Below are 21,852 nucleotides of genomic sequence, written 5' to 3'. Positions count from 1 at the left end.
TTATGCAGTTTAGAAATGGTAAAATGTATATTCCAACTGATAAAGGTTCTTTATCTGTAAATGGAGTAGGTTATTTAGAGGTAGAATCTGATTTAATTAGATTAAATCTAGGAATAACAAGTAATAGTGATAGCGCTGAAAAAGCTAAAGATACAAATTTAAAAATATTAGAACGCTTAACTACTAGTCTGGTTGACTATGGAATTCCTGAAAAAGATATAAATACTAAAGACATATTAGTTAATAGAAATTATATAGGATGTGATAATCAAAATTTATCTTTTGTTGTAACTAACTTAGTTACTGTTATGATACATAATATATCAAATTTAAGAGATATTTATTCATTAGCTATAGAAAACGGCGCTAACGATAATATAAGTGTAGACTTCTTACTATCTAATCCAGGTTATTATTACAGTAAAGCACTAAAAAAAGCTAGTAAAGACGCACTTAATAAAGCATCCTTACTAGCTAGTAGTTTTAATGTTAGATTCAACCCAGCTCCATTTAAAATAATTGAGAAAAGTTCTTCTTTATACTCTATTGCTTATTCCTCTTCTAAATCATTTGGAGCTTCTCAGCAAGACCTATCATCTGGCATAGTTAAAATTACTGCAGAAATTGAAGCAATATTTACTACTATTTTATGCTAAATAAAAAATAAAATAGCCATTTTACATAAATTAAAAATGGCTATTTTGTCTACAATCTGAATCTACATTAAAGTAGACTTTTTATATTACACAATTTTCTATTTGAATTATATAATCTTGGCATTTCTCACAAATTATTATACTTACTATATAACTATCATCAACTTTACCTTGTCTAGATAATTTATTAAATGATAATCCTTTATACTCTTTACTTATATCACTTATTACATACTCTCCATTTTTAGTAAGTATATAAAAATGATACTCTAAAAATCCAAAAAACTTTTGTTTTTCTTTTACACCTGCTAAACACTCAGGACATGCCTCTTGATAATATTCTATATCAAAATCAACATCATCTGCTTCATTTAACATATTTAATATACTATCAACTGTTATACCTTTAACTGGTTTTTCTTCATCATTAATTAATTCGCTACAATTATTTGCACTTAATACATACTCTGTATCTTCATAATTAAACTTATATTCACTCATATTAACACCTCTTTACTTTATTCTATTTCTGATTTAAATGGAACATTTTCACTTATTGCCTGTGAATATTCCTCTTCATCTATATAACCAAGTTCTTTCATCTTATATAATATAACTTCTTGCCTTTTTTTAGCTTCTCTATGCTCTTTATATTTAGCTGGACTATTAGTTATTCCTACTAACATAGCACTTTGAGCTAGGGTTAAATCTTGTACATTTTTTCCAAAGTATACTTTTGAAGCTTTTCCTACTCCATAAGCTGATTTCCCAAAGTAAACATTATTTAAATAAGTGCATAGTATCTCATCTTTAGTCATAAATTTGTCCATTTGAGTCGCATAATATATATCTTTTATCTTTCTTTTCATATTCCTATCATCACTGGTTAAAAGATTTTTAGATATTTGCATTTCTATAGTACTTCCACCTTGAGTAGTATCTGAAAATATATTATGAAGTAATGACCTTGTTAAAGATATAATATCTATACCTTTGTGTTCATAAAATCTTTCATCTTCTATAGAAACTAATGCATCTTTTAAATATTTTGGTATTTCATTATCAGGAACTACCTCACTACTTATATAACTTTCCTTCAATATCTCTTTATTTATAACTTTAGTATCTTTTAAAGACGATATTGCAAATACTGATCCCACTGCTGCTACTCCAACAGATATAACCAATGCAATTATTAAAAATACCTTTGCTAGTTTAAGTCTAATTTTTTTATTAGCCTTCTTTCTTTTATTAGTTCTAGTATTCTTAGTTGTATTATATTTTTTTATTCTATTATTGTCTATTTTTCTTTCATAACTTGCATTTTCTAGTCTTACTTTTTCTTCATAATATCTTTGATGTTGTTTAGATTTATAATTGTAATCATTTGAGCTTACTTTTCTTCTTCTTATTCTATTATCATCATCATTATAATTCATACGTTCCTCCTAAATATTATAAATTTAATTATACCTTGTTATATAAAATAAATCAAAGTACAAATTTGTAAGATATTTATAATATTAGTGATTAAAATTATAAATTTGGGGAATTATAATATTTGTATTATTTATTTAAGGAGGTAGTTATAAATGGCTTATTTTATAACAGATGCTTGCATAAGCTGTGGAGCTTGCGAGCCAGAGTGTCCAGTTAACTGCATATCTGCAGGAGATGACAAATACATAATAGATGAAAATGTATGCATAGAATGTGGTACATGCAATAGTGTATGTCCAGTTGATGCTCCTCAACCAGAGTAATAAAAAAAGAAAAGCATTTGCTTTTCTTTTTTATTTTATATTTATAGTTTTTACTATCGCATTATTTCCAATATCCTCTATATCAGAAAATTCTAATGTTATAGGATCTTTAGTATTATGTAGCGTTACCCCCATTTTTAAAGTTTTACTTTCTCCACTTTTTAAGTTTCCTATAAATCCATTTATTTCATCTTTATATGTACTTACAAAATACTTAGTAGCTAAAGTCCCTTGATATGGATATACATCTAAATTGGCTAGCTCTATATCATTTAAACCCTTATTTTTTACGTTCATAGTTATTATTGCAGATGCATTATAAACTTCATCTAATTCTATAGATGCATTATTTACAGCAATATCTGTTACCTTTATATGTAAAGCTTTATTATCCATATTGCTTATCCATATTTGTTCCTCAGTTATAGATTCTTTTTCCAAACAAATCGCCACTGTAGATGAGCATAGCAAAAAAAATACAGTAGCTATACTTTTTAAAAATTTAGTCTTCATATTTTCCTCCTAATAATTTTTATTATTATGTGCATAGGAAAAATTTTCATTCATCATTAGTTAAATTTAAATAAATTTTAGATATAAATTTTTTTATTATTTTTAAAACTTTTTTCGACATTTCTCTTGCTTTTTTTGTCGAAGTTTGTTATTATTAATTCAAGGTTATTCCCCTAATAACCGATTATTTTACTCCCCAAATAAAATATATTCCCTAATAAACCCCTTTTTATAATATATTTTACCCCTTTTATAGCCTTACTTGATCGGATTAAAGTAAGGCTATTTTTTCATATTTTTTTATTATCTCTCTTATAGCTCTATAGCCTTTTGCTTTCGTTTCAACATATAAACTTTCTCTATGGTCATCTATAATTTCCCACACCGTTCCAACTTTAAGTAGCATTATATTTATATAGTTATCATCTGTATTTAAAGTCCATGTAAATTTTTCTTCATTCTCTTTATTATAATACCAATCTAGATGTGTATTTATAGACGATATATCATTCATAATTTGTAAAACATTATCATATCTATCATAAGTATTAATATTAATACATTTTTCAATTATATTTATCATATCTTTTGGTATATGTGGTAAATATTTTTTTCTAATTGGAAATTTTCCTTTTGCACAGGCTATCTTTAGGCTATTTAAATCCTTATATCGTCTTGCTTGTTTATTATACTCTTCATTACCATTACATAATCTGTATAGTGTAGTTCCTATCTGATATATATCTATTTTTTTATTTATGATTGAATTTGTACATTGCTCTGGCGCTATATGCTTATAATATACATTTTTTAATCTTGCATTACCTAGTTTATTTAAATATAAAGCAGAACCGAAATCTGTAAGTATTGCATTTCCTTCATTACTTATTAATATGTTATTAGGTTTTATATCACAATGTACAATATTATTTTCATGAACATAATATATAGCTGAAAGAAAATCTAATGAATATTTTATTATTTGTCTTAGTGTAAGGTTTTGATTTTCTATTAGATGCTGAAGTGAACCCTTTTTTAAATAAGGCATTGTGATATATATATACTCATCATCATAAGATGCTGAGTGTATCTCCATTATATTTGGATGTTTTAATTTATATATTTTTTTTGATTCTTCAAAATATCTTTCAGGTTCCCTTAAACCTTTTTTATCTATTTGTTTTAGTATAAATTTAGATCCTACTTGTAGGTCTTTTACCATATATAAAGATGAATTAACACCTTCTGACTTTACATTATTTATTATTTCAAAGTCAAACTGAGTACTTAATTGCATATCTCCACCCCATAACTTGATAGTACTTCCTCGATAATTCCCTCAATTTTTATAGTATATACTTCTAACTTATCATTTATATTTAAGTATGCCTTTTTTACTTTATTTCGATTTATTATCATACTCATAAATTTTCTTATATATTCTAACTTATCTCCCATACTAAATGATATCGGTATTTTTATTTCATTTTGGAGGACATTATTTCTCTTACCATTATCTATAGAAAATACTTCAAATTGAATTCTATCTATATATATATTTATAGATATTAAATTCATAATATTACCCCCTATAAAACAAATTCGTCTTTATATACTATGAATTTAATTTGAGATTAAACACTATTTATAAAAATTTCAATAAATATAAAAAATTCGCTTCGCTTGAGCGATGTGTGGGCGAAGTATTTCAAAATCTTTTTTACGCTCAAAACCAATTTATTGATATTACTTACATTCAGAATTTATACACATTTTTTTAAGTATTATAATGTCCTTAAGCGTAAAAAAGAAGCTTATTAGCTTCTTTTTATACTTCATCTTTTATTGTTAAAAATAATTTTGCTGTAGCTAATGTATCACTATCAGCTCTATGTGCATTTTTGTTTTCTATATTATAATAACTACAAGCAGTTTCTAACTTTTTATTCTTACCCTTATATGATTTTACTTGTTTTAACATCTCTAATGTACAAATATAGTTTGTTATAGGTTCTAAGTTTAAAGATTCTAAATAGTAATTTAAAAATTTCAAATCAAACTTTGCATTATGAGCTATCATTGTTTTATCTCCTAAGTATTGTCTAAATCTAGGTAAAACTTTTTCTATACCTTCTTCATTTTCCACCATATCATCACTTATATTAGTTATCTCTGTTATAAAATAAGGTATATGATTTTTAGGTTTTATTAATCTTGAATAATTTCTTCCTATTTTATCTTGATTTATCTCTGTTATACCAATCTCTATTATTTCACAGCCTTTATATGGATCAAGGCCTGTTGTTTCTAAATCCACAACTACATACTCTTTCATAGTTAATCTCCTTTTATGATTAAAATTTCACTTCCATAAAGCGACATATCATTGAAATACTTCATTTTACCAATGATATATCTTTAATCCCTTTACGGATAAATCTATTTTTCAAAAATATCATTTTTTTACATTTATAAAGTTATTAATATTACTTATATTCATGGATTATCCACAAAGCTTTTCATTCTATAATTATCTTATATGTAAAAACAAGCACCTATATATTATATATTAGGTGCTTATTTTTTAATACTTATTTTATATATGGAACTGGATTTACATGTTTTCCATTTATTCTTACTTCAAAATGAAGGTGAGGACCAGTAGAATTACCTGTTGATCCTATTTTAGATACTACCTGACCTTTTTGTACCCTTTGCCCTACTGATACTATTAATTCACTATTATGTGCATAAAGAGTTACCTTTCCATCATCATGTTGTATCATAATAGTTTTACCATATCCACCTTTAGTTCCTGAGAATATAACTTTTCCTTGATCTATAGATACTGCAGGAGTTCCTGTTGGAGCCGGTATATCTATTCCAGTATGCATCTTCTTAGTGTTAAAAATTGGATGTATTCTGTACCCATAAGGAGAGCTTATTCTAGAATACCCTGGTACTGGCCAAGAACCACTAGATATAACTTGTGAATCTTCACTAACTACACTTTGTGATGATATTTTTTCTATCTCTAACTCCAATGCATTTTCTTCTTTTTCTAATTCATCTTTTAATTTTTCTACTTCTATTTTATCATTATTTAAAGATTCATTATCTTTTTCTAATAATAACTTTAAATCTTCTTGCTCAACTTTTTTCTTTTCTATTTGATTCTTTTTATCTTCTATCTTTTGTTTATTTTCATCAAGTTCTGTTAAAATTTCCTTATCTTGCTTTACAATTTTCTTTACTATATACATATTATTAAAAAAATCAGATATAGATGAACTATTTAATAGAATTTTTATATAACTCATAGAGTAATTACTATTTATTACTTTGATTCTTTTAGATAATTGATCTTTATTATTTTTTATATTATTTTCTAAATCATTTATTTCAGATTTTATATCATTTATCTGTAAATCAAGTTCATTTATTTCTTCATTAGTAGATGCTATTTTTTCTTCAACTTCTTTTATCTTAGAATTTAATTCTATTATTTGTTCATCTAGTCTTTGTTGACTATCTCTATTTTCATTTAATTTCTTTTCTAAATCTAATTGTTCATTTTCGCCATATATAAAGCTTGTACTAAATATCATACTACATAATATTATCGTAGTTATTATTTTCCTCACTAATTCTCCCCCTAAATCTTATACTTTCAAATGTCTTTTTACTGATATAACACTACCTACAACTCCGATAGTAATTCCTGTTATAAATAAAGTAGTAGTTAAAAATATTGCTATATTTGAAACTGAAATCATCATATTATTACTTATAAAACCAATGGTCTTATTAATATTCTCTATTATGTATTTATACATATATATGCATATAACTAAAGCTATAGTTGATCCTATTATTCCTATAGTGAAACCTTCAACTATAAATGGCATTCTTATAAAATTATCACTTCCACCTACATACTTAATTACTTCAATTTCTTCTTTCTTGCTATATACTCTAGTCTTTATTGTATTTGATATTATAACTAAGCAGATTAATATTAAAAATATAATAAGTACACTACCAAAGTTTTTAATAGAATCTGATATTTTTATAAAATTATCTACTATATCTTGATGATATTCCACATTTTTAATATTATTTATGGTAGATATTTCACTTGATATTGCTTTTATATCTTGTGAATTTTCTAGGGTAACTATATAACAATCATCTAAAGGATTTTCTAACCCTTCTAATAAATATGAATCACTACCCCAACTACTTTTCATATCATTTAGCATAGTTTCTTTATCTTTAAACTCTACACTTTTTATTCCTTTTATATTATTTAAATCATACTTAATATTATCAATGCTAGATTTATCTAAGTTATCTTTAATAGATACTCTTATTTCATTTATTTCATATTCTGCCATCGTTATAAATTGATTTGCATTTAGTACAATACTAGTTATTATTCCTAATATTATTAAAGATGCACTAACAGAAATTATAGATATAAAACTCATCGTTTTATTTTTAAAAACTCCTTTTATACCTTGCTTTACGCTATATAAAAAATTAGACAATAACTTCATACATTTCCCTCTTTGTGTCTTTTATTATTTTTCCATTTTCTAACTGTATAACTCTTTTAGGGAATAAATTTATAAGTTCATTATCATGTGTTGCCATTATAACAGTAACACCCTCTTTATTTATATCATTTAATATATTTAATATCCCTATAGAATTTTCTCTATCTAAGTTTCCAGTACATTCGTCTGCTATGATTATAGACGGTCTATTTACTATAGCTCTTGCTATAGCTACCCTTTGTAATTCTCCACCAGATAATTCATCTGGGTATTTATTGTATTTATCTGCTATTTTCACCTTAGATAAGACTTCCATTACACGTGGTTTTATATCTTTTGACTTAGCTCCAACAGCTCTCATTGCAATCTCAACATTTTCATATACAGTTTTTTCTCTTAAGATTCTAAAATCTTGAAATATTATTCCTAAATTCCGTCTATAACTATGAATTTTTCTATGTTTAATCTTACTTAAATCTTGTCCTAATACTGATATCCTTCCTGATGAAACTTTTTCTTCTCTTGTTAAAATTTTTAATATTGTGGATTTTCCCGCACCAGAATGTCCAACTAAAAATATAAATTCTCCTTGACTTATACCTAAATTTATATCGTGAAGTGATTTGTTTCTATCAGAATATATTTTTTCTACGTTAGTAAATTTAATCAATCGTCTCACTCCATATATTCTATTTTTTATACTAAATCTATATATATTATATATTATAATTGTCGTTTTTGTAACTATTTTGTAATATTTTATTATTTATTTTTCTCTAATACTAATTCTAGTTAATAATAAAAAGCTATTTCGTAGTAAAATAAACTTTACTTGAAATAGCTTTTTACTTAATATTTAATTTTTTTTATATTTTTTTCGTCTTTTAAATATACCAATCCATTTCCCTGCACAGTTCTGGAATAATCTAATACCCTTGTATGTTTTATTAATTGTGCATACAATTCTTCTTGTGTTAAATTTCTTTTAAACTCATTTTTAGACCAATTTTTTAATAAAGCTAAACTTCCTGTCACGTGAGGAGTTGCCATACTAGTTCCACTCATAACAGCAAACTGATTATTAGGATATGTCGAAAGTATATCAACTCCAGGTGCAACTACATCTATAGATGTATTAGAATTAGAAAATTTAGCAGGTACACCTTTCTTATCAACAGCACCAACAGATATTACGTCTACATAAGCTGCTGGATATGAGTATTCAAAACTATCAGCATTTCCATCACCTTCATTACCTGCTGCACATACCACTAATATATTGCTGTTAACAGCTTCTTTTATTACTTTTTCTAATTTAGGACTATTTTCTGATAATCCAAGTGACATAGATATTATATCTACCTTTTGTTCTATCGCATATTTTATAGCATTTATTACCCAACTTAACTTTCCTGTTCCTGTTCTATTTATCGCCTTTAAAACATAAATTTGCGCATCCGGAGCCACACCTATTATATTGCTTCCATTTGCACATATAGTACCTATTACATGGGTTCCATGTCCAACTCTATCAATCACTATATTAGGATTTTTTTTATCTTCATCTGTAAAATTTCTTACACCTATTATATTATTTTTTAGGCTTTCATGATTTATATCACATCCAGAATCTATCACTGCAATTTTAACTCCAGCACCTTTATCTGACTCTTGCCATAGACTTTTTGCTTTTATCATTTCTACGCCATAAACAGATTTTGTTCCTATACCTCTAAACTCTTTGTTTATTGTAAAAGGCATTAGCTTTACATCTAAATCTATATTTTCTATTTTCATTCATATCACTCCAAAATATTGTATATTAAATTATATATTTTTAAAGTGATTATGGTGATTAATATTGTCATTTAAATACTTTTCAATATTTTCTAATAACTCCCTTTCTTCTATACTATTTAAATCTATATTATTTATGTACTTTTCTTCATCATTAGCTTTATATACACCATTTAGTATATTTCCTTCAATTACTGTATCAATTACTACTTTAGAATTTAAATAATAAGTTCCTATTTTTCCTTTTTTATCATTTTTCCATTCGCCAATATATTTATATAGACTACATACATATGTACCTATGCCATGTCGCTTACCATTTTTAAAATCCCCCTCATATTTTCCTTCATTTTTATATATAAACCTTCCTCTACCTTCAAATAAATCATCTTTAAACTCACCTTCATATACAGTTGTTCCTATAGACTTTAATATTCCATATCCTTTTTTTAATCCATACCTATATTCACCTTCATATGTATCACCATTAGCATTTATATAGCACCCATGCCCATGAAATACATTGTCTTTAAATTCACCTATATATTTATCTCCATTTGAATAAATATATTCACCCTTTCCGTTAATTTTATCATTAAAAAATTCACCTATATATTTATCTCCATTAGCTTTTATTAATTTACCATCTCCAGATTTTAAATTATCTTTCCACATACCTATATACTTGCTTCCATCTTTATAATATAATACTCCCTTACCTTCTTTTTTATTGTTAATAAAGTGGCCTTTATATATATCATTATTTTTATATGTATAAGTGCCTATCCCTTCAACTACTCCGTTTTTAAAATCTCCACTATATGTACATCCATTATTATAAGTATATTTACCTATACTGTGCATTAAATCATTTTTCCATATACCTTCGTATCTTTCTTTATTTGAAAATATGCAGATACCAAAACCTTGTCTTTTACCATTTATAAATTCGCCTTTATACAAATCTCCATTATCATATTTATAAACTTTCTCATTAGTCAAATATTTATCTACTACTTCATATGATTTATTTTTATTTTCATTTTCACCCCTTTTAAGTATTGTGCTACTTCCTCTCATACCTAAATTGTTATTTTTCCTTTTATATCTTGAGTACTTTATAACTGTAAATATTATAAATATAGAAGATAATAATATAAACACTTTAAATATAGTAAAAAAATACGCCTTCATCTCGTCCATATTGAATATAAATCTCCTTTATTAAATTAAGATATATTAATTTATATTTTATAAGTCGATTTATTATACTTATAAAAATCTCCATGTATAAAATTTAAAATTAATATTTTTAATAATAAAAAGCTATCAATAAAATATTTTATCAACAGCTTTCTTCTAAAACATATCCAAAATCTATACCTTCATATAGTAACTCTTCATTAAATAATGTCATTATAGTTTCAATTTCTTCCTTATATTCTATAGGTGTAACCTTGTATAACATCAAATCATCAAATAAATCTTTCATATCAAAATAAAGATTTTCTAGTAAGAAAAAATATCCTACTTTTATATCTTTTAGATTATTAATAACTTCTAATTTTCTATTTATATCTCTTAATATATCTATATTATATATATCAATATGTTTTATAGATTCTATATATATACGAATAGTTTTTAATACTTCTATAGATATAGCCTTATGTACTTCATCACTATTATTTTTGTATAAATTTATCTTATACTCTTCAAATGTACATTCTAAATTTTCATTTATAATTGTAAATGGTGGCCTTATAATATCCTTTATTGTTAATATATTTCTCGTTTCTTCACTATTTTCTAGTGTCTTATCTAATATAAATAAGTTATATGCATCATATAAAGGATCATGTGCTTCTCCATAAAATTTAACATTAGCACAATCTAATAAATTTTTAAGCGATACATAGTTTATGCATCTTATTCCATAATGTATATATTTATCTTTTATATCTACAAACAAGCTTTTTATATTATTTATAAATCTAGGATGATTATGTTTATTTGAACTTTTCTTATCTGTATTATTAAAACACATTAAATCTAAGTTCCCAAATGTATAAATTCCTTCTATATGATAAAGCTCTCCTAACCATTGTTTAAAATTTCTCATAACCTCTTCATAAGAAGGAGCATTTGATATATCCTCTTGGGTTATATTTGTAAGCTCTTGTATATGTGTAAATATATTTAAATTAGTTATTGGTTGTATTAAGGATTTAAATTTTTCAATTTCACCAGTATCTGTATCATACTTTATTGCTCCTATAGCAATTATATCCGCATCTATCATATCTTTTTTTGTTCTTGTACTTGCCATGTTCATTTCAAAATCTATATATATTTTCTTCAAATAAACCACCCCTTATATATCTATAAATATATTCTACCATTTTATGTAATTAATTTTATTGATAATTTAAAATAAAAATATAAAGTAAGAACACTGATAAAATATCAGTGTTCTTACTTTATATTTTTATTTTTCATAATTTTCTAAGAATGAATGTTTAACTCCATCTTGTTGCCAACCTAATACAGAATCTATATTAACATTTTCAGCTGCCTTAAATATAGATTTCTCAACATCCTTAAAGTTTTCACCTAAACTTTTAATAAGATCTTTTATTTCATATCTTTTATTTCCAGTCTTCTTCGCTGCAACCATACATGCACAGTTTAATGGCCATATTCCACTATTTTGTATAAATCTAACTATATGTTCTTCTCTTATATAATAAAGTGGTCTTATTATTTGTATTCCATCAAAATTTGTTGAATTTAATTTTGGTAGCATTGTTTTAAAGTTTCCTGCACATAGTAAGTTTAACATAGTAGTTTCTATAACATCATCATAGTGGTGCCCAAGTGCAAGTTTATTACATCCTAACTCTTCTGCTTTTGAATATAGTGCCCCTCTTCTCATTCTAGCACACATATAGCAAGGATAATCTTTAGCTATTTCATCTGCTATTTCAAAAATTCTAGAATCAAATAGATGTATTGGAATATCTAAGTATTCACAGTTATCTATAAGTAGTTGTTTTATATCTTTATGATATCCTGGATCCATAGCTATAAATTCAACTTCAAAGTTAACTTGCCCATGTCTTTTTAACTCTTGGAACATTTTAGCCATAAGTAAACTATCTTTTCCACCAGATATTGCAACTGCTATTTTATCTCCTTCTTCTACTAAGTTATAATCTCTTATAGCTTTTATAAATTTCGACCATAAATGTTTTCTATATTTTTTTATTATACTTCTTTCTATATCCTTTAATGGCTGTCTTTCGTCAAAAGGAACTATAATCTCACAGCCTTTTCCTGCTAAATCGCTCATTTTATCACCTCATCCTTATGTGAACATGCAAATTATTTTATCATAAAATCTATTATAAGTTCAAGTAATACGTAAATTAAATACTTTTATTTATATTACTTCTTTAATATTTATCAAATTTTTGATATTTTTCTATACTTATAGTAACAAAATTTGCTTGTACGAATATTATACTATTAGATATTTACTATCTAATTTTTTACTAGGAGGAATTTTAATGGAGTCTAAAAAAAGAGGTGTATCTCAAAACTGTGGTTGTGATTTAGCTAGACCTTATGTAAATGATCAAACATTTACAAAAATGTATAACCTTTCTACAGCATTAAAATACGGAACATTATTTCCTGAATTAAATCTGTTAGATTCTGTAATGTATAATAAAGATTTATATTCTACACCTAAAAAAAGATCTGGGGGTAAAAGATAATGAGACAGGAGTCTAGAAGTGAACTTATGGCAAGAGTACAAGAATTATGCTTTGCATGCTTAGATTTAAATCTATATTTAGATAATAATCCAGACGATAGCAATGCTGTAAGCATGTATAATAAATTAAGTAAACAATTTGAACAAGCTAGATGTGCTTATGAAAGTAAATATGGACCTTTAACTAATTTTGGCTATGTTCAAAGTAGATGTCCTTGGCAATGGGTAGACCAACCATGGCCATGGGATAGAGAATTTAATGATTAGTATCAAATATATAGGGGAGGATTTAAATTTATGTGGATCTATCAGAAAACTTTACAACATCCTGTTAATATAAAAAATGGAGACCTTGGCATGGCTAAATATCTAATAACTCAATTTGGTGGCCCAAATGGTGAATTAGGAGCTGCTTTAAGATATTTAAGTCAAAGATACACTATGCCTACAGGTAAATCTCGTGCACTTTTAACTGATATTGGGACAGAAGAGTTAGCTCACGTTGAAATAATATCTACAATGGTTTATCAATTAACTGCAGATGCTACACCTGCTGAGTTAAGAGCAGCTGGTCTTGGATCAAGTTATGCTCAAAACGGATTTGGAATATATCCTTCAGATGCGAATGATAACATAAACCCACAATTAAGATAAATTTATGTTATCACATTTAATCTGTAATGTCAATATCATTAGTATATATTCAGTTGTATATTAATTTCATCTTTATTAATCACTATTTTATTAACTAAATCTTGTAATATAACTTTTCTTTCTTCATTTGTTGAATTATCAAATAGATATTCAAAATTTTTATATCTATCTAACAGATACATAGCATTTGATGTTGTATTTCCTAAATCCTGCAACTCTTTCTGGTGAACTTTTAATTGTTCTTCTAGCTCTTTAATTTCGCCTTCAATTTTCTTTATCATATTGCTGGGTATATTTATATCTATGTTACTTTCACCCATAAATATTTTTTCTATCTCCTTCATAGCACTATCAATTGCTTTTTTCTTTTTATCAATAAGTTTATTAATTATATCTATATTTTTTGCTATTGTTCTTGTGCTCTTCGTTATTTCTTCATTGTATTTTTGCTCTAATTCTTTAATTGAAATACTATTCATTACTGATTTTATATTTTCAATTAATATTGGCTCTATTTTAGCACTATTAAAATTCTTAGTTATTTGTGCCCTTATTTCTTTACAATGTTTGCATCTATAAGTATGAACTCTACCAGCAGTAGTATTTACATAATCTATATTTAACTTTCTCTCTAAGCCATCTTCACATTTATGGAATAATAAACCTTCAAATAATATATCGGTTCTATTTGTATACCTTCTTGTACCTCTTGTATTTCTGCTTTTTGCACGTTCTTGTGCCTTTTGAAACATTGCATCACTTATTATTTGAAGTTCTGGAAAATCTAATAATTCATCTTGATATTGTTTTTTACCTCTATATATATTATTTTTCAATATACTAAACACTTTAGGTTTAGTCCATTTTTCACCACGTTTTAATATATTTTTCTCTTCTAGTAATTCAAGTGTTCTTTTACATCCATAGTCAATATAGTTTTCATATATAAACTTAACTACTTCACTTTCTTCTTCATCTATTACAAGTTTTCTATCAACTACTTTATATCCAAAGTTTGCTACTCCACCACTATAAGCATTTTTCTCTATAGTTGCTCTTTTGCCATTTTTAACTCTTAGACTAGTTTTTTTACTTTCATAATTTGCTGTCCAAAATTTAATCGCTTGAATTAATTCTGATGTATCATTATCTTCATTTAGAATACCTTCTGTAACTGAATAAACTTTTACATTTTGTTCATTCATAATAGTCATAAATGAAAGTATTTCTAACCTTCTACCTAATCTATCTTGATTAAATACTATTATGCTATTTAGTTCATCATTTAAAGCCATTTGTATTAATTCTTGTAATCCTTCTCTATCCTCTAATTTTGTTTTATATCCAGATACACCTTTTTCTTCAATGGTTTTATGAACTACTATATTATTTTCTTTGACATATCTATCTATACCATTTTTTTGGGCATCAAAGTCTTGCATATCGGTCGATACTCTAAGTAGTACTACATTCTTTTTCACCTTTACTCACTTCCTTATTCTCTAGTTCTAATCTTTTTATTATATTAGTTAATATACCATAAAAATGGTCTTTATCAATTTTATTTTCACTATAACTAATAGTTACTTTCATATCTTCTATTTTAACTTTTTTCATATATAATCAATCTCCTACTATAAGTCTTAATGTAAAATATGAAAACTCTATAGCTTAAGTGTATGTCCTTACTTGTTCTCACTTTTACATTCCACAGCTGTATTTTTGTATTCAAATAAATATATACAAAGTAGCTACAAAAAGTAAAAAAATAAGAAAAAAATTTAAAAAATATAAAAAATAGGTGCTGGAACTTAGTTATTCCAACACCTACAACTTTAAATAAAAAAGTAATTTTATTTAATTTTTATGCACTTTTACATACATATTCATCATTTTTCTTTAAAGCTCTTTTAAACTTTATATCTATTAAATCTATTTTTTCAGCCTTAGTCACAGCTACACCATTTTTATAAAAATATGCTTTTTCTACTACTACAGCATCTTCTAAATATAATGTATAACTATAACCATCTTTATTTCTGATTGCTGTACATCCTTTACAATCATTTAAATTAATTGTGTCGGCTTTAAATCTTAATACTAATGTATTACTATTTTTTTCTTGTTCTTTTTGCACTTCCTTTAGCCTTAAGTATTTGACACTATTATCTAATTTTTCACCATCTATAAATTCAAATGTTCTTGTATAAGTCTTATTTCCTATCTTTATTATTACAGCTCCTTCTTTATCTGGATGTGAACCTTTATAAAAAGTTCTAACTTTAGGATTATTAGCTTTAACTACATCTACTATAGCTGGTGCAAAAAAGTTTAACACATAATCATTTCTAAGTTTTACTATAGTTATAGCTTTATATAAATCTTCTAAAGCATACCCATCTATATTATTCATGCATTTGTTATATAATTCATTACATCTAGTTGCGGTCTTATAATTATTATCTTCATGTGTTTCTCTATAATAATTTGTTTCTTTATCAGCATTTCTTAAACCTTGCCTAATAGCTTTATACTTATTAAATATATCATTTAGTTCATTAACTATTACAGCTACATTATTTTCATTAGCTCCTACACTTGCATCTTTAAACATCTTTAAAAATACATTCTTTTTAGATTGTTTTACTTCATCTTCTACCGTAAAACATACATCCTTCATTAAGTTGAAACTTTGTGTATAGTAATGACTTGCACATCCATATGCATATCTGTCTATTACACTATTTCTTATTGTTAATCCTTTTTCTGCACTTCTGGCATATTTAAAGAAATACGGTTTTTCTGAAAACTCTTTTAATATCTTTTGTATATTTTCTGGTATCTCTATACCTGTCTTACTAGTGTCAATAGCTACCTGCTGTGCATATAAAATTAAATATTGCATTTTTCTTAATTCTTTATGTCTGCTTTTTATAAATTCCTTCTTTTGTTCTAGTGTATATAAAGTAGTTGTCATAGTGTTTACTACAGCTCCAGAATATATCAATTCCTGCATCTTTTGGTTTATTTCTTCATTAGTATTTAATTTAAAATCATTTTTAACTTTACTAAAGAAATCATAGTTAGATAATAAAGTTCCATCCTGTAGCATATATGGATATTCATTTGTTAGGTTCATAACTCCAGCATTAGCTAATGCTAAAGCTCCTATAAAGTTCCCAGAACATTCTTTAGTCATTCTTTTTATATTCTCTGGTGTGTATTTTATTGGATATGTTTTTCCATCATCTTCATTAAAGAATAATGGTGTATCTAATTCTATTACAGCATTGTATATAATATCATCAACTATACAACAAGCTATATCCCCATCAAAATCTGCTCCAGACATCCTGCTGGCTGTAGCATCATAAGTGTTCATTACTAATATATCATCAGAATTATATCCTAAACTATCTATATAACTATTCTTTTTATTCTCAAACTTCACAAGCTCCTGTGAACTCGAAAGTGGATTTCTACCCATTACAGTTTTTTGTCCATCTGGTCTACCTACTGAATAATATTCTCCAGCTTGTAAACAACTTTCATTTCTAGCTGTGTTCATATCTCTAGTGGCTATAAAGTTCATATATACTTGAACATCTTGTATTATTAATCTATAAGCACTATCATTTAATGTTACTTTCCCATAACTAACTTTGTTTATTCTGCTCTTTAGTAATTTTTGAATTTCCTTTTGTACTGACCAATCTTTTAATAAAGAACTATCATATTTCACTAATTCTAACATTAGATTGAATTTATTTTTAGTTTCCTTATCTTCATCATCATCTTCATCTATTATATCTGTTAAATTTGTAGTTATTAGTAAACTATCTATATCAGTTAAAGATGCATCTAAATGTTCTCTATCGTGTTTTGTTATCTCCATTAACTCTTCATATGATAAGTTTAAAGCCTGTAAGAATTGATAGTTTAATCTTGTTCTATCACTTCTTAGCTTTTTAGGATTATATTTACATACATATAAACATTTAAATATATCATCAACTTGATTAAATACATTGTCTAAATATTCAGCATCAAAGTGTTTTACTAATTTACATTGTGATTGATTTAATATCATATCCACATCTGAAACTTTGTGGTATCTATTCCATATATCACGTATCATTAGTTCACCATCAACCATTTTTAAATGTTCTGTATTTCCATATACCTTATTAACTCTTATTAACTCTTGTTGTATATCTACTGTAGTAGCAACTCCCTTTCCACCTGTTCCAGCATAAAGTCTAAATGTTATCCAAGTTAAATCATAATCTATATTTAAATCTTTAGCTATTCTATCAGCTAAACTTTTAGACATTATACCTTGTCCATCAAATGCACTTAAGGTAGTTTCTATTTCTTTTTCTACTAGGTTTATATCATCTATTGTTTCAGCTGTTTCTACACCTTCTAAAACTGTGTGTAATCCTCTATAAATATATTTTGGCTCTTCTATTATTACAACCTTTGGAATTATATTTGTTTTCTGTGCTCCAGAAAATATAAATCCTTGATATGCTGTTTCCTTCATTATAGTTACTTTATCTTTTTCTTTTAGTATATGCTCAACTCCACCTGTTGCTTGCTCTTTTAACCATTGACCGAACGGATAATATTGTTCCTTTATAAATATTGCACTTGATTTCTTAAGGTCGCTTGCTGTAGCCATATAAAAGCAATATTTTGAATTATTAATTTCAATTATTCTATCTATAATATCTTTATCATCTTCAAATTCTACCTTTATTATGGCATCTGTAAATAATATCTCTTCTGGTTTTACACCTTCACATTGTGCTAATGCTAAAGTAAATAAACTTTCATCAAGTTCTATTTTATCTATACCTTTGTATTTATCTAGAAATACATCTTTTGATATTTCCCTTGTTTTATTTATTCTTATTGCATCTGATTTTAATCTTAATATTTCCATTTTAAATTCAATCTCCTTTTAACCTGTTTTAATCTATTAGTAGTCGATGTGACTACATTGTATTTAAAATTTTTATTATCATTTTTGATTTAAGTAATTATATACGGAACAATAAGAAAATGTAAAAATAATAATAAACAAAAAAAGAGAAGGTATCCGACCTTCTCTTTTTTATGATTTTAATTATATTTTCCGTACTAATGAGTTTAGTACAACAACAACAAATTTCCATTCTGGATTTTAAAACAAAATGAATATACATTAATATTAACAGCTCCCACACCGTTATTATTAAAGCTACAATGAAAGCTACCACACAATCATTGTAAAATTCTTTGTATCAAATCTTTAAACATTTTTACACTAGCAAAACTCCGTTGAGTTTTACTTCTTTATTATTATAACATATCTTTAGCATATATCAATATTTTCTCTAATATAAAAGGCTAGATATTTCACCAGCCATTAGTTTTAAAAATTCAATATATCATCATCAATCTCTGGTATACCTTCAAGTTCCTGCTGTTGTACCATATTGGTACTATAATTTATACTTGATATATCCATTGCTAAACCTGTATTGTTACCACCTTGAACCTCATTATTTACTATTGGTATTTCTTGGTTTACTGTAGGTACTTCTATTTGTACCACTTGTGTATTGTTTGATACCGATAATTGACCACTATATATTTGCCTTAAATAGTACAAAATCTGCTGTGGGTTTGTTCTACAATTAATCTCTGCATCCTTTTTTAAAAGTTCTAATAGTTCACCTTCTATATTTAATTTTATTAGCATTATTATTTACCTCCATTTTTTCTTAAGTCAAGTATTCTAGCTCCTTCTATATTACTAAATATACAGTTGTCTAATATCTTAGCATTTGGTATTTTAGATATATATTTTGCCATTAGCTTTGAACCTCCACCTGTGAAAATTATTGGTGTTGCTAATAAATCTCTATATCCTAAATCTTTTAAAGGTATTTGTATATTAACCTTGATATATTCTTCCATAAAGCTATCTATAGTATCTTTTATTTCTTTTGGAAGTGTTTCATATCTTTCTAGTAACAATTCAACCTGCGAACCATTATAACTTTCAAGTAATTTTGAAGTTAATACTTTAGCTAATTGAGTTGTTAAAATATTAGTACCTTTTTCAGTAGTTTGTAGTTTATTCGCATCTGGTGTACGGTTAACATAAAATATATCTAAATCTGTTCCACCTATATCTACAACATATATTGGCTGTTGTAATAATGTCATATCAGTTATCAATGAACTAAATCCTTCTGCATATACAGCCACACTAGCTATAGTAAAACTCTTTTTAGCTCCATCACTATTTGTTATAGTGTGTTTGCCTTTTAGAAGGTTTATATAGCTTTCTCTATTTGCTACATCAAAGTATAAACTTAAAGGTAATACTGTTACTAAGTCTATCTTATCTCCATTATCAACTACACTATATAATGCCCTGCTTAATAAAGCTCTTTTTTCTGGAACTATTTTATTAGTCTGTTTACGTGTCACAGCTCCAGCTCCTATTATGTAATGTTTATTATCAATATTCCAAGCTCCAAATGTGCCTGCTGTTACTTCTTGGATGTTACTACAATCTACTATTTTCTTATCTCCTACTAACATTTTGTAATTGCTATTGCCTAAATCTACATATATTTTCTTATTCATAACTTTCCAATCTCCTTTTATTTTTATGTATTGTTGCATTTTTGCAACACTTTATTTTAAAATTTTTTATGCATTCATTGCTGTATTTAATGCATTTCTTACATATTTATTATTTATAAAATCTCCATTTTCCTTTTTCTTAGATAATCTATTCACTATAGGTACTAAACCACTTATACCTTTTTTACTTATAAACTCTATTGCTAATTCACTAGTTGTAAAACTTATTCTTTCTGTCATTACTTCATCTAATATCTCTAACTCTGCTCTTAAAGAAGTTTCAGCTGGTATAAAATCTTCTGGAACTTGTGCATCAACATTTTCTTTAGATGTTTTCTTAATGTCTTTCTTAGTTTCTTTTACTTCTGGTTTAAATATAATAGCATCTAGTTTTTTAGTTTTCTTAAAATATGTATAAGCTCCAGCTCCTATTGCTTTTTTAACTTTCCTATCTAAAAAACCATTATTTACTAACTTAGTTACTATCTTTTTAAAAGTGTCTATTTTATCACTTATCATTGGTAAATCTTCAACTAATAGCTGGTAGTTTATCCAAGTAAAAACTTCACCTTCTATTTCTATAGTAGCAAATCTTTCACTCTCTATCATGTCAACCATAGTTCTTAAAACTATTACATCATTTCCATTTAATTTAGCATCTATTATTGCTGTTTGTTCAAATCCCATTATGTTTGTTTTCATATTTGCCTAACTCCTTTAATCTTTATTACAAGTATTATTATAAATGTAATGTTGCAAAAATGCAATACTTTATTTTATTAAAAGGCTATGTTTTAATACAATGTTGATATTAGAATAAATTTCAATAACAAAAAAGTAGTGGTATATCAATCGGTATACCACTACTTTTGTTCGCATTATATTAATGTTGTGTATTATTACTATTTTTTATTAACTATGTACACTTTAAAGGTAAATTCATCAATCTCATTAAAATCTACCATTAATTCATATTGCCCGTCTTTTTTAACTTCATCTACTAATATAGAACTATCTACTGGTGTTGAAGTTTTATTAAATAAGTATTCTTCATTTGAATTATCTTTTAGCATTACTGTAATAGGATAGTAAGTCTTTGTTTCAATTCTTAGCGATTGTCCTTCTTTTAAGTTTATATTAACTGCTTTTTTAGACATATAATCTTTACTACCCATAGTTATATCACCCATGAAACTAGCACTATTTTTATCTGGATTATCTGGTTCTTTTGCACTATATGACCATTCTAGTATTTCTAAATCCTCACCATTTACCTCAGCATAATTATTTGAAATAGTATCTTTTATAGTTTCCACATTATCTTTATTACATCCTATTAATTCAAATCCAAATATCATAAATGATAATATTAAAATTAATTTTTTCTTCATTTTACTCTCCCTTAAATTAATATTTGAAAATACACAATAAACTATATTTTACCATTTTTTAGTTATTTTGTAATATATAACAATTGCGTACTTGTT

The 21,852-nt window shown here is 26.0% G+C and carries 24 protein-coding genes and 1 pseudogene; 5 read left to right on the top strand and 20 right to left on the bottom strand.

The window, feature by feature from the left end:
• Positions 1–2: 2 nt before the first annotated feature.
• On the top strand, positions 3–656 hold the full coding sequence (locus CRIB_RS02765) for an SIMPL domain-containing protein (protein ID WP_180703029.1): 654 nt from the start codon (positions 3–5) through the stop codon (positions 654–656).
• An 81-nt stretch (positions 657–737) separates the two neighbouring features.
• Here CRIB_RS02765 and CRIB_RS02760 read toward each other — a convergent pair whose 3' ends face one another.
• Positions 738–1,157 (bottom strand): DUF3785 domain-containing protein, encoded by a 420-nt coding sequence (locus CRIB_RS02760; RefSeq protein WP_180703028.1) that lies wholly within the window; start codon positions 1,155–1,157, stop codon positions 738–740.
• A gap of 17 nt (positions 1,158–1,174) precedes the next feature.
• Positions 1,175–2,095, bottom strand: coding sequence for a transglycosylase domain-containing protein (locus tag CRIB_RS02755; RefSeq protein WP_180703027.1), 921 nt, complete (start codon positions 2,093–2,095; stop codon positions 1,175–1,177).
• A 153-nt stretch (positions 2,096–2,248) separates the two neighbouring features.
• Between CRIB_RS02755 and CRIB_RS02750 the strand changes: the two genes are divergently transcribed.
• Positions 2,249–2,419: a 4Fe-4S binding protein gene (locus CRIB_RS02750; protein WP_180703026.1), complete on the top strand. Its 171-nt coding sequence runs from the start codon at positions 2,249–2,251 to the stop codon at positions 2,417–2,419.
• A 30-nt stretch (positions 2,420–2,449) separates the two neighbouring features.
• Here the strand turns inward: CRIB_RS02750 and CRIB_RS02745 are convergent, their stop codons facing one another.
• The 11 genes from CRIB_RS02745 to CRIB_RS02695 all read right to left on the bottom strand — a co-directional run bounded on the left by CRIB_RS02745 (position 2,450) and on the right by CRIB_RS02695 (position 12,640).
• Complete coding sequence (locus CRIB_RS02745) at positions 2,450–2,932, bottom strand: DUF4352 domain-containing protein (protein ID WP_180703025.1); 483 nt, start codon at positions 2,930–2,932, stop codon at positions 2,450–2,452.
• A 271-nt stretch (positions 2,933–3,203) separates the two neighbouring features.
• Positions 3,204–4,229, bottom strand: coding sequence for a serine/threonine-protein kinase (locus CRIB_RS02740; protein ID WP_180703024.1), 1,026 nt, complete (start codon positions 4,227–4,229; stop codon positions 3,204–3,206).
• Positions 4,220–4,510: a hypothetical protein gene (locus CRIB_RS02735; protein ID WP_180703023.1), complete on the bottom strand. Its 291-nt coding sequence runs from the start codon at positions 4,508–4,510 to the stop codon at positions 4,220–4,222. The genes CRIB_RS02740 and CRIB_RS02735 overlap by 10 nt, the downstream gene beginning before the upstream one ends.
• 250 nt (positions 4,511–4,760) lie before the next feature.
• Positions 4,761–5,267 carry a 3'-5' exonuclease gene (locus tag CRIB_RS02730; protein WP_180703022.1) on the bottom strand — a complete coding sequence of 169 codons (507 nt, stop codon included), beginning with the start codon at positions 5,265–5,267 and terminating at the stop codon, positions 4,761–4,763.
• Positions 5,268–5,523: 256 nt separating this feature from the next.
• Positions 5,524–6,576 (bottom strand): murein hydrolase activator EnvC family protein, encoded by a 1,053-nt coding sequence (locus tag CRIB_RS02725; RefSeq protein ID WP_207204146.1) that lies wholly within the window; start codon positions 6,574–6,576, stop codon positions 5,524–5,526.
• A gap of 18 nt (positions 6,577–6,594) precedes the next feature.
• The gene (gene ftsX / locus CRIB_RS02720) at positions 6,595–7,491 is read right to left on the bottom strand and encodes a permease-like cell division protein FtsX (RefSeq protein WP_180703021.1); all 897 of its coding nucleotides are present in this window, start codon (positions 7,489–7,491) and stop codon (positions 6,595–6,597) included.
• Complete coding sequence (ftsE, locus tag CRIB_RS02715) at positions 7,475–8,161, bottom strand: cell division ATP-binding protein FtsE (RefSeq protein ID WP_180703020.1); 687 nt, start codon at positions 8,159–8,161, stop codon at positions 7,475–7,477. The genes ftsX and ftsE overlap by 17 nt, the downstream gene beginning before the upstream one ends.
• A 179-nt stretch (positions 8,162–8,340) precedes the next feature.
• Positions 8,341–9,288, bottom strand: a complete 948-nt coding sequence (locus tag CRIB_RS02710) for a S8 family peptidase (protein WP_180703019.1) — start codon at positions 9,286–9,288, stop codon at positions 8,341–8,343.
• 30 nt (positions 9,289–9,318) lie between these two features.
• Entirely contained in the window at positions 9,319–10,491 is a 1,173-nt protein-coding gene (locus tag CRIB_RS02705; protein WP_180703018.1) for an MORN repeat-containing protein, read from the bottom strand.
• Between the two features lie 142 nt (positions 10,492–10,633).
• Positions 10,634–11,659 carry an exonuclease domain-containing protein gene (locus tag CRIB_RS02700; protein WP_243633558.1) on the bottom strand — a complete coding sequence of 342 codons (1,026 nt, stop codon included), beginning with the start codon at positions 11,657–11,659 and terminating at the stop codon, positions 10,634–10,636.
• 117 nt (positions 11,660–11,776) lie between these two features.
• Positions 11,777–12,640: a tRNA 2-thiocytidine biosynthesis TtcA family protein gene (locus CRIB_RS02695; RefSeq protein WP_180703016.1), complete on the bottom strand. Its 864-nt coding sequence runs from the start codon at positions 12,638–12,640 to the stop codon at positions 11,777–11,779.
• A gap of 217 nt (positions 12,641–12,857) precedes the next feature.
• Between CRIB_RS02695 and CRIB_RS02690 the strand changes: the two genes are divergently transcribed.
• The 3 genes and pseudogenes from CRIB_RS02690 to CRIB_RS02680 form a co-directional block, all read left to right on the top strand.
• Positions 12,858–13,067, top strand: coding sequence for a spore coat associated protein CotJA (locus tag CRIB_RS02690; RefSeq protein ID WP_180703015.1), 210 nt, complete (start codon positions 12,858–12,860; stop codon positions 13,065–13,067).
• Complete coding sequence (locus CRIB_RS02685) at positions 13,067–13,333, top strand: spore coat protein CotJB (RefSeq protein WP_180703014.1); 267 nt, start codon at positions 13,067–13,069, stop codon at positions 13,331–13,333. Before CRIB_RS02690 ends, CRIB_RS02685 begins: the two co-directional genes overlap by 1 nt.
• A gap of 30 nt (positions 13,334–13,363) precedes the next feature.
• Positions 13,364–13,693 (top strand): annotated as a pseudogene (locus CRIB_RS02680) (manganese catalase family protein); the annotation flags it as partial.
• Positions 13,694–13,758: 65 nt separating this feature from the next.
• Here CRIB_RS02680 and CRIB_RS02675 read toward each other — a convergent pair.
• The 7 genes from CRIB_RS02675 to CRIB_RS02645 all read right to left on the bottom strand — a co-directional run bounded on the left by CRIB_RS02675 (position 13,759) and on the right by CRIB_RS02645 (position 21,756).
• Positions 13,759–15,201, bottom strand: coding sequence for a recombinase family protein (locus CRIB_RS02675; protein ID WP_180703013.1), 1,443 nt, complete (start codon positions 15,199–15,201; stop codon positions 13,759–13,761).
• Positions 15,176–15,337, bottom strand: a complete 162-nt coding sequence (locus CRIB_RS02670) for a hypothetical protein (RefSeq protein WP_180703012.1) — start codon at positions 15,335–15,337, stop codon at positions 15,176–15,178. The genes CRIB_RS02675 and CRIB_RS02670 overlap by 26 nt, the downstream gene beginning before the upstream one ends.
• A 247-nt stretch (positions 15,338–15,584) precedes the next feature.
• Entirely contained in the window at positions 15,585–18,668 is a 3,084-nt protein-coding gene (locus CRIB_RS02665; RefSeq protein WP_180703011.1) for an RNA dependent RNA polymerase, read from the bottom strand.
• Positions 18,669–19,139: 471 nt separating this feature from the next.
• Positions 19,140–19,469 carry a hypothetical protein gene (locus CRIB_RS02660; RefSeq protein WP_180703010.1) on the bottom strand — a complete coding sequence of 110 codons (330 nt, stop codon included), beginning with the start codon at positions 19,467–19,469 and terminating at the stop codon, positions 19,140–19,142.
• Between the two features lie 2 nt (positions 19,470–19,471).
• On the bottom strand, positions 19,472–20,365 hold the full coding sequence (locus tag CRIB_RS02655; protein WP_180703009.1) for a ParM/StbA family protein: 894 nt from the start codon (positions 20,363–20,365) through the stop codon (positions 19,472–19,474).
• A 66-nt stretch (positions 20,366–20,431) separates the two neighbouring features.
• Positions 20,432–21,067: a hypothetical protein gene (locus CRIB_RS02650; RefSeq protein ID WP_180703008.1), complete on the bottom strand. Its 636-nt coding sequence runs from the start codon at positions 21,065–21,067 to the stop codon at positions 20,432–20,434.
• Positions 21,068–21,267: 200 nt separating this feature from the next.
• On the bottom strand, positions 21,268–21,756 hold the full coding sequence (locus CRIB_RS02645; protein ID WP_180703007.1) for a hypothetical protein: 489 nt from the start codon (positions 21,754–21,756) through the stop codon (positions 21,268–21,270).
• Positions 21,757–21,852 lie beyond the last annotated feature (96 nt).

The organism is Romboutsia ilealis, from assembly GCF_900015215.1.
GTDB lineage: Bacteria > Bacillota > Clostridia > Peptostreptococcales > Peptostreptococcaceae > Romboutsia > Romboutsia ilealis.
This window is presented reverse-complemented; position numbering and strand designations above follow the sequence as displayed.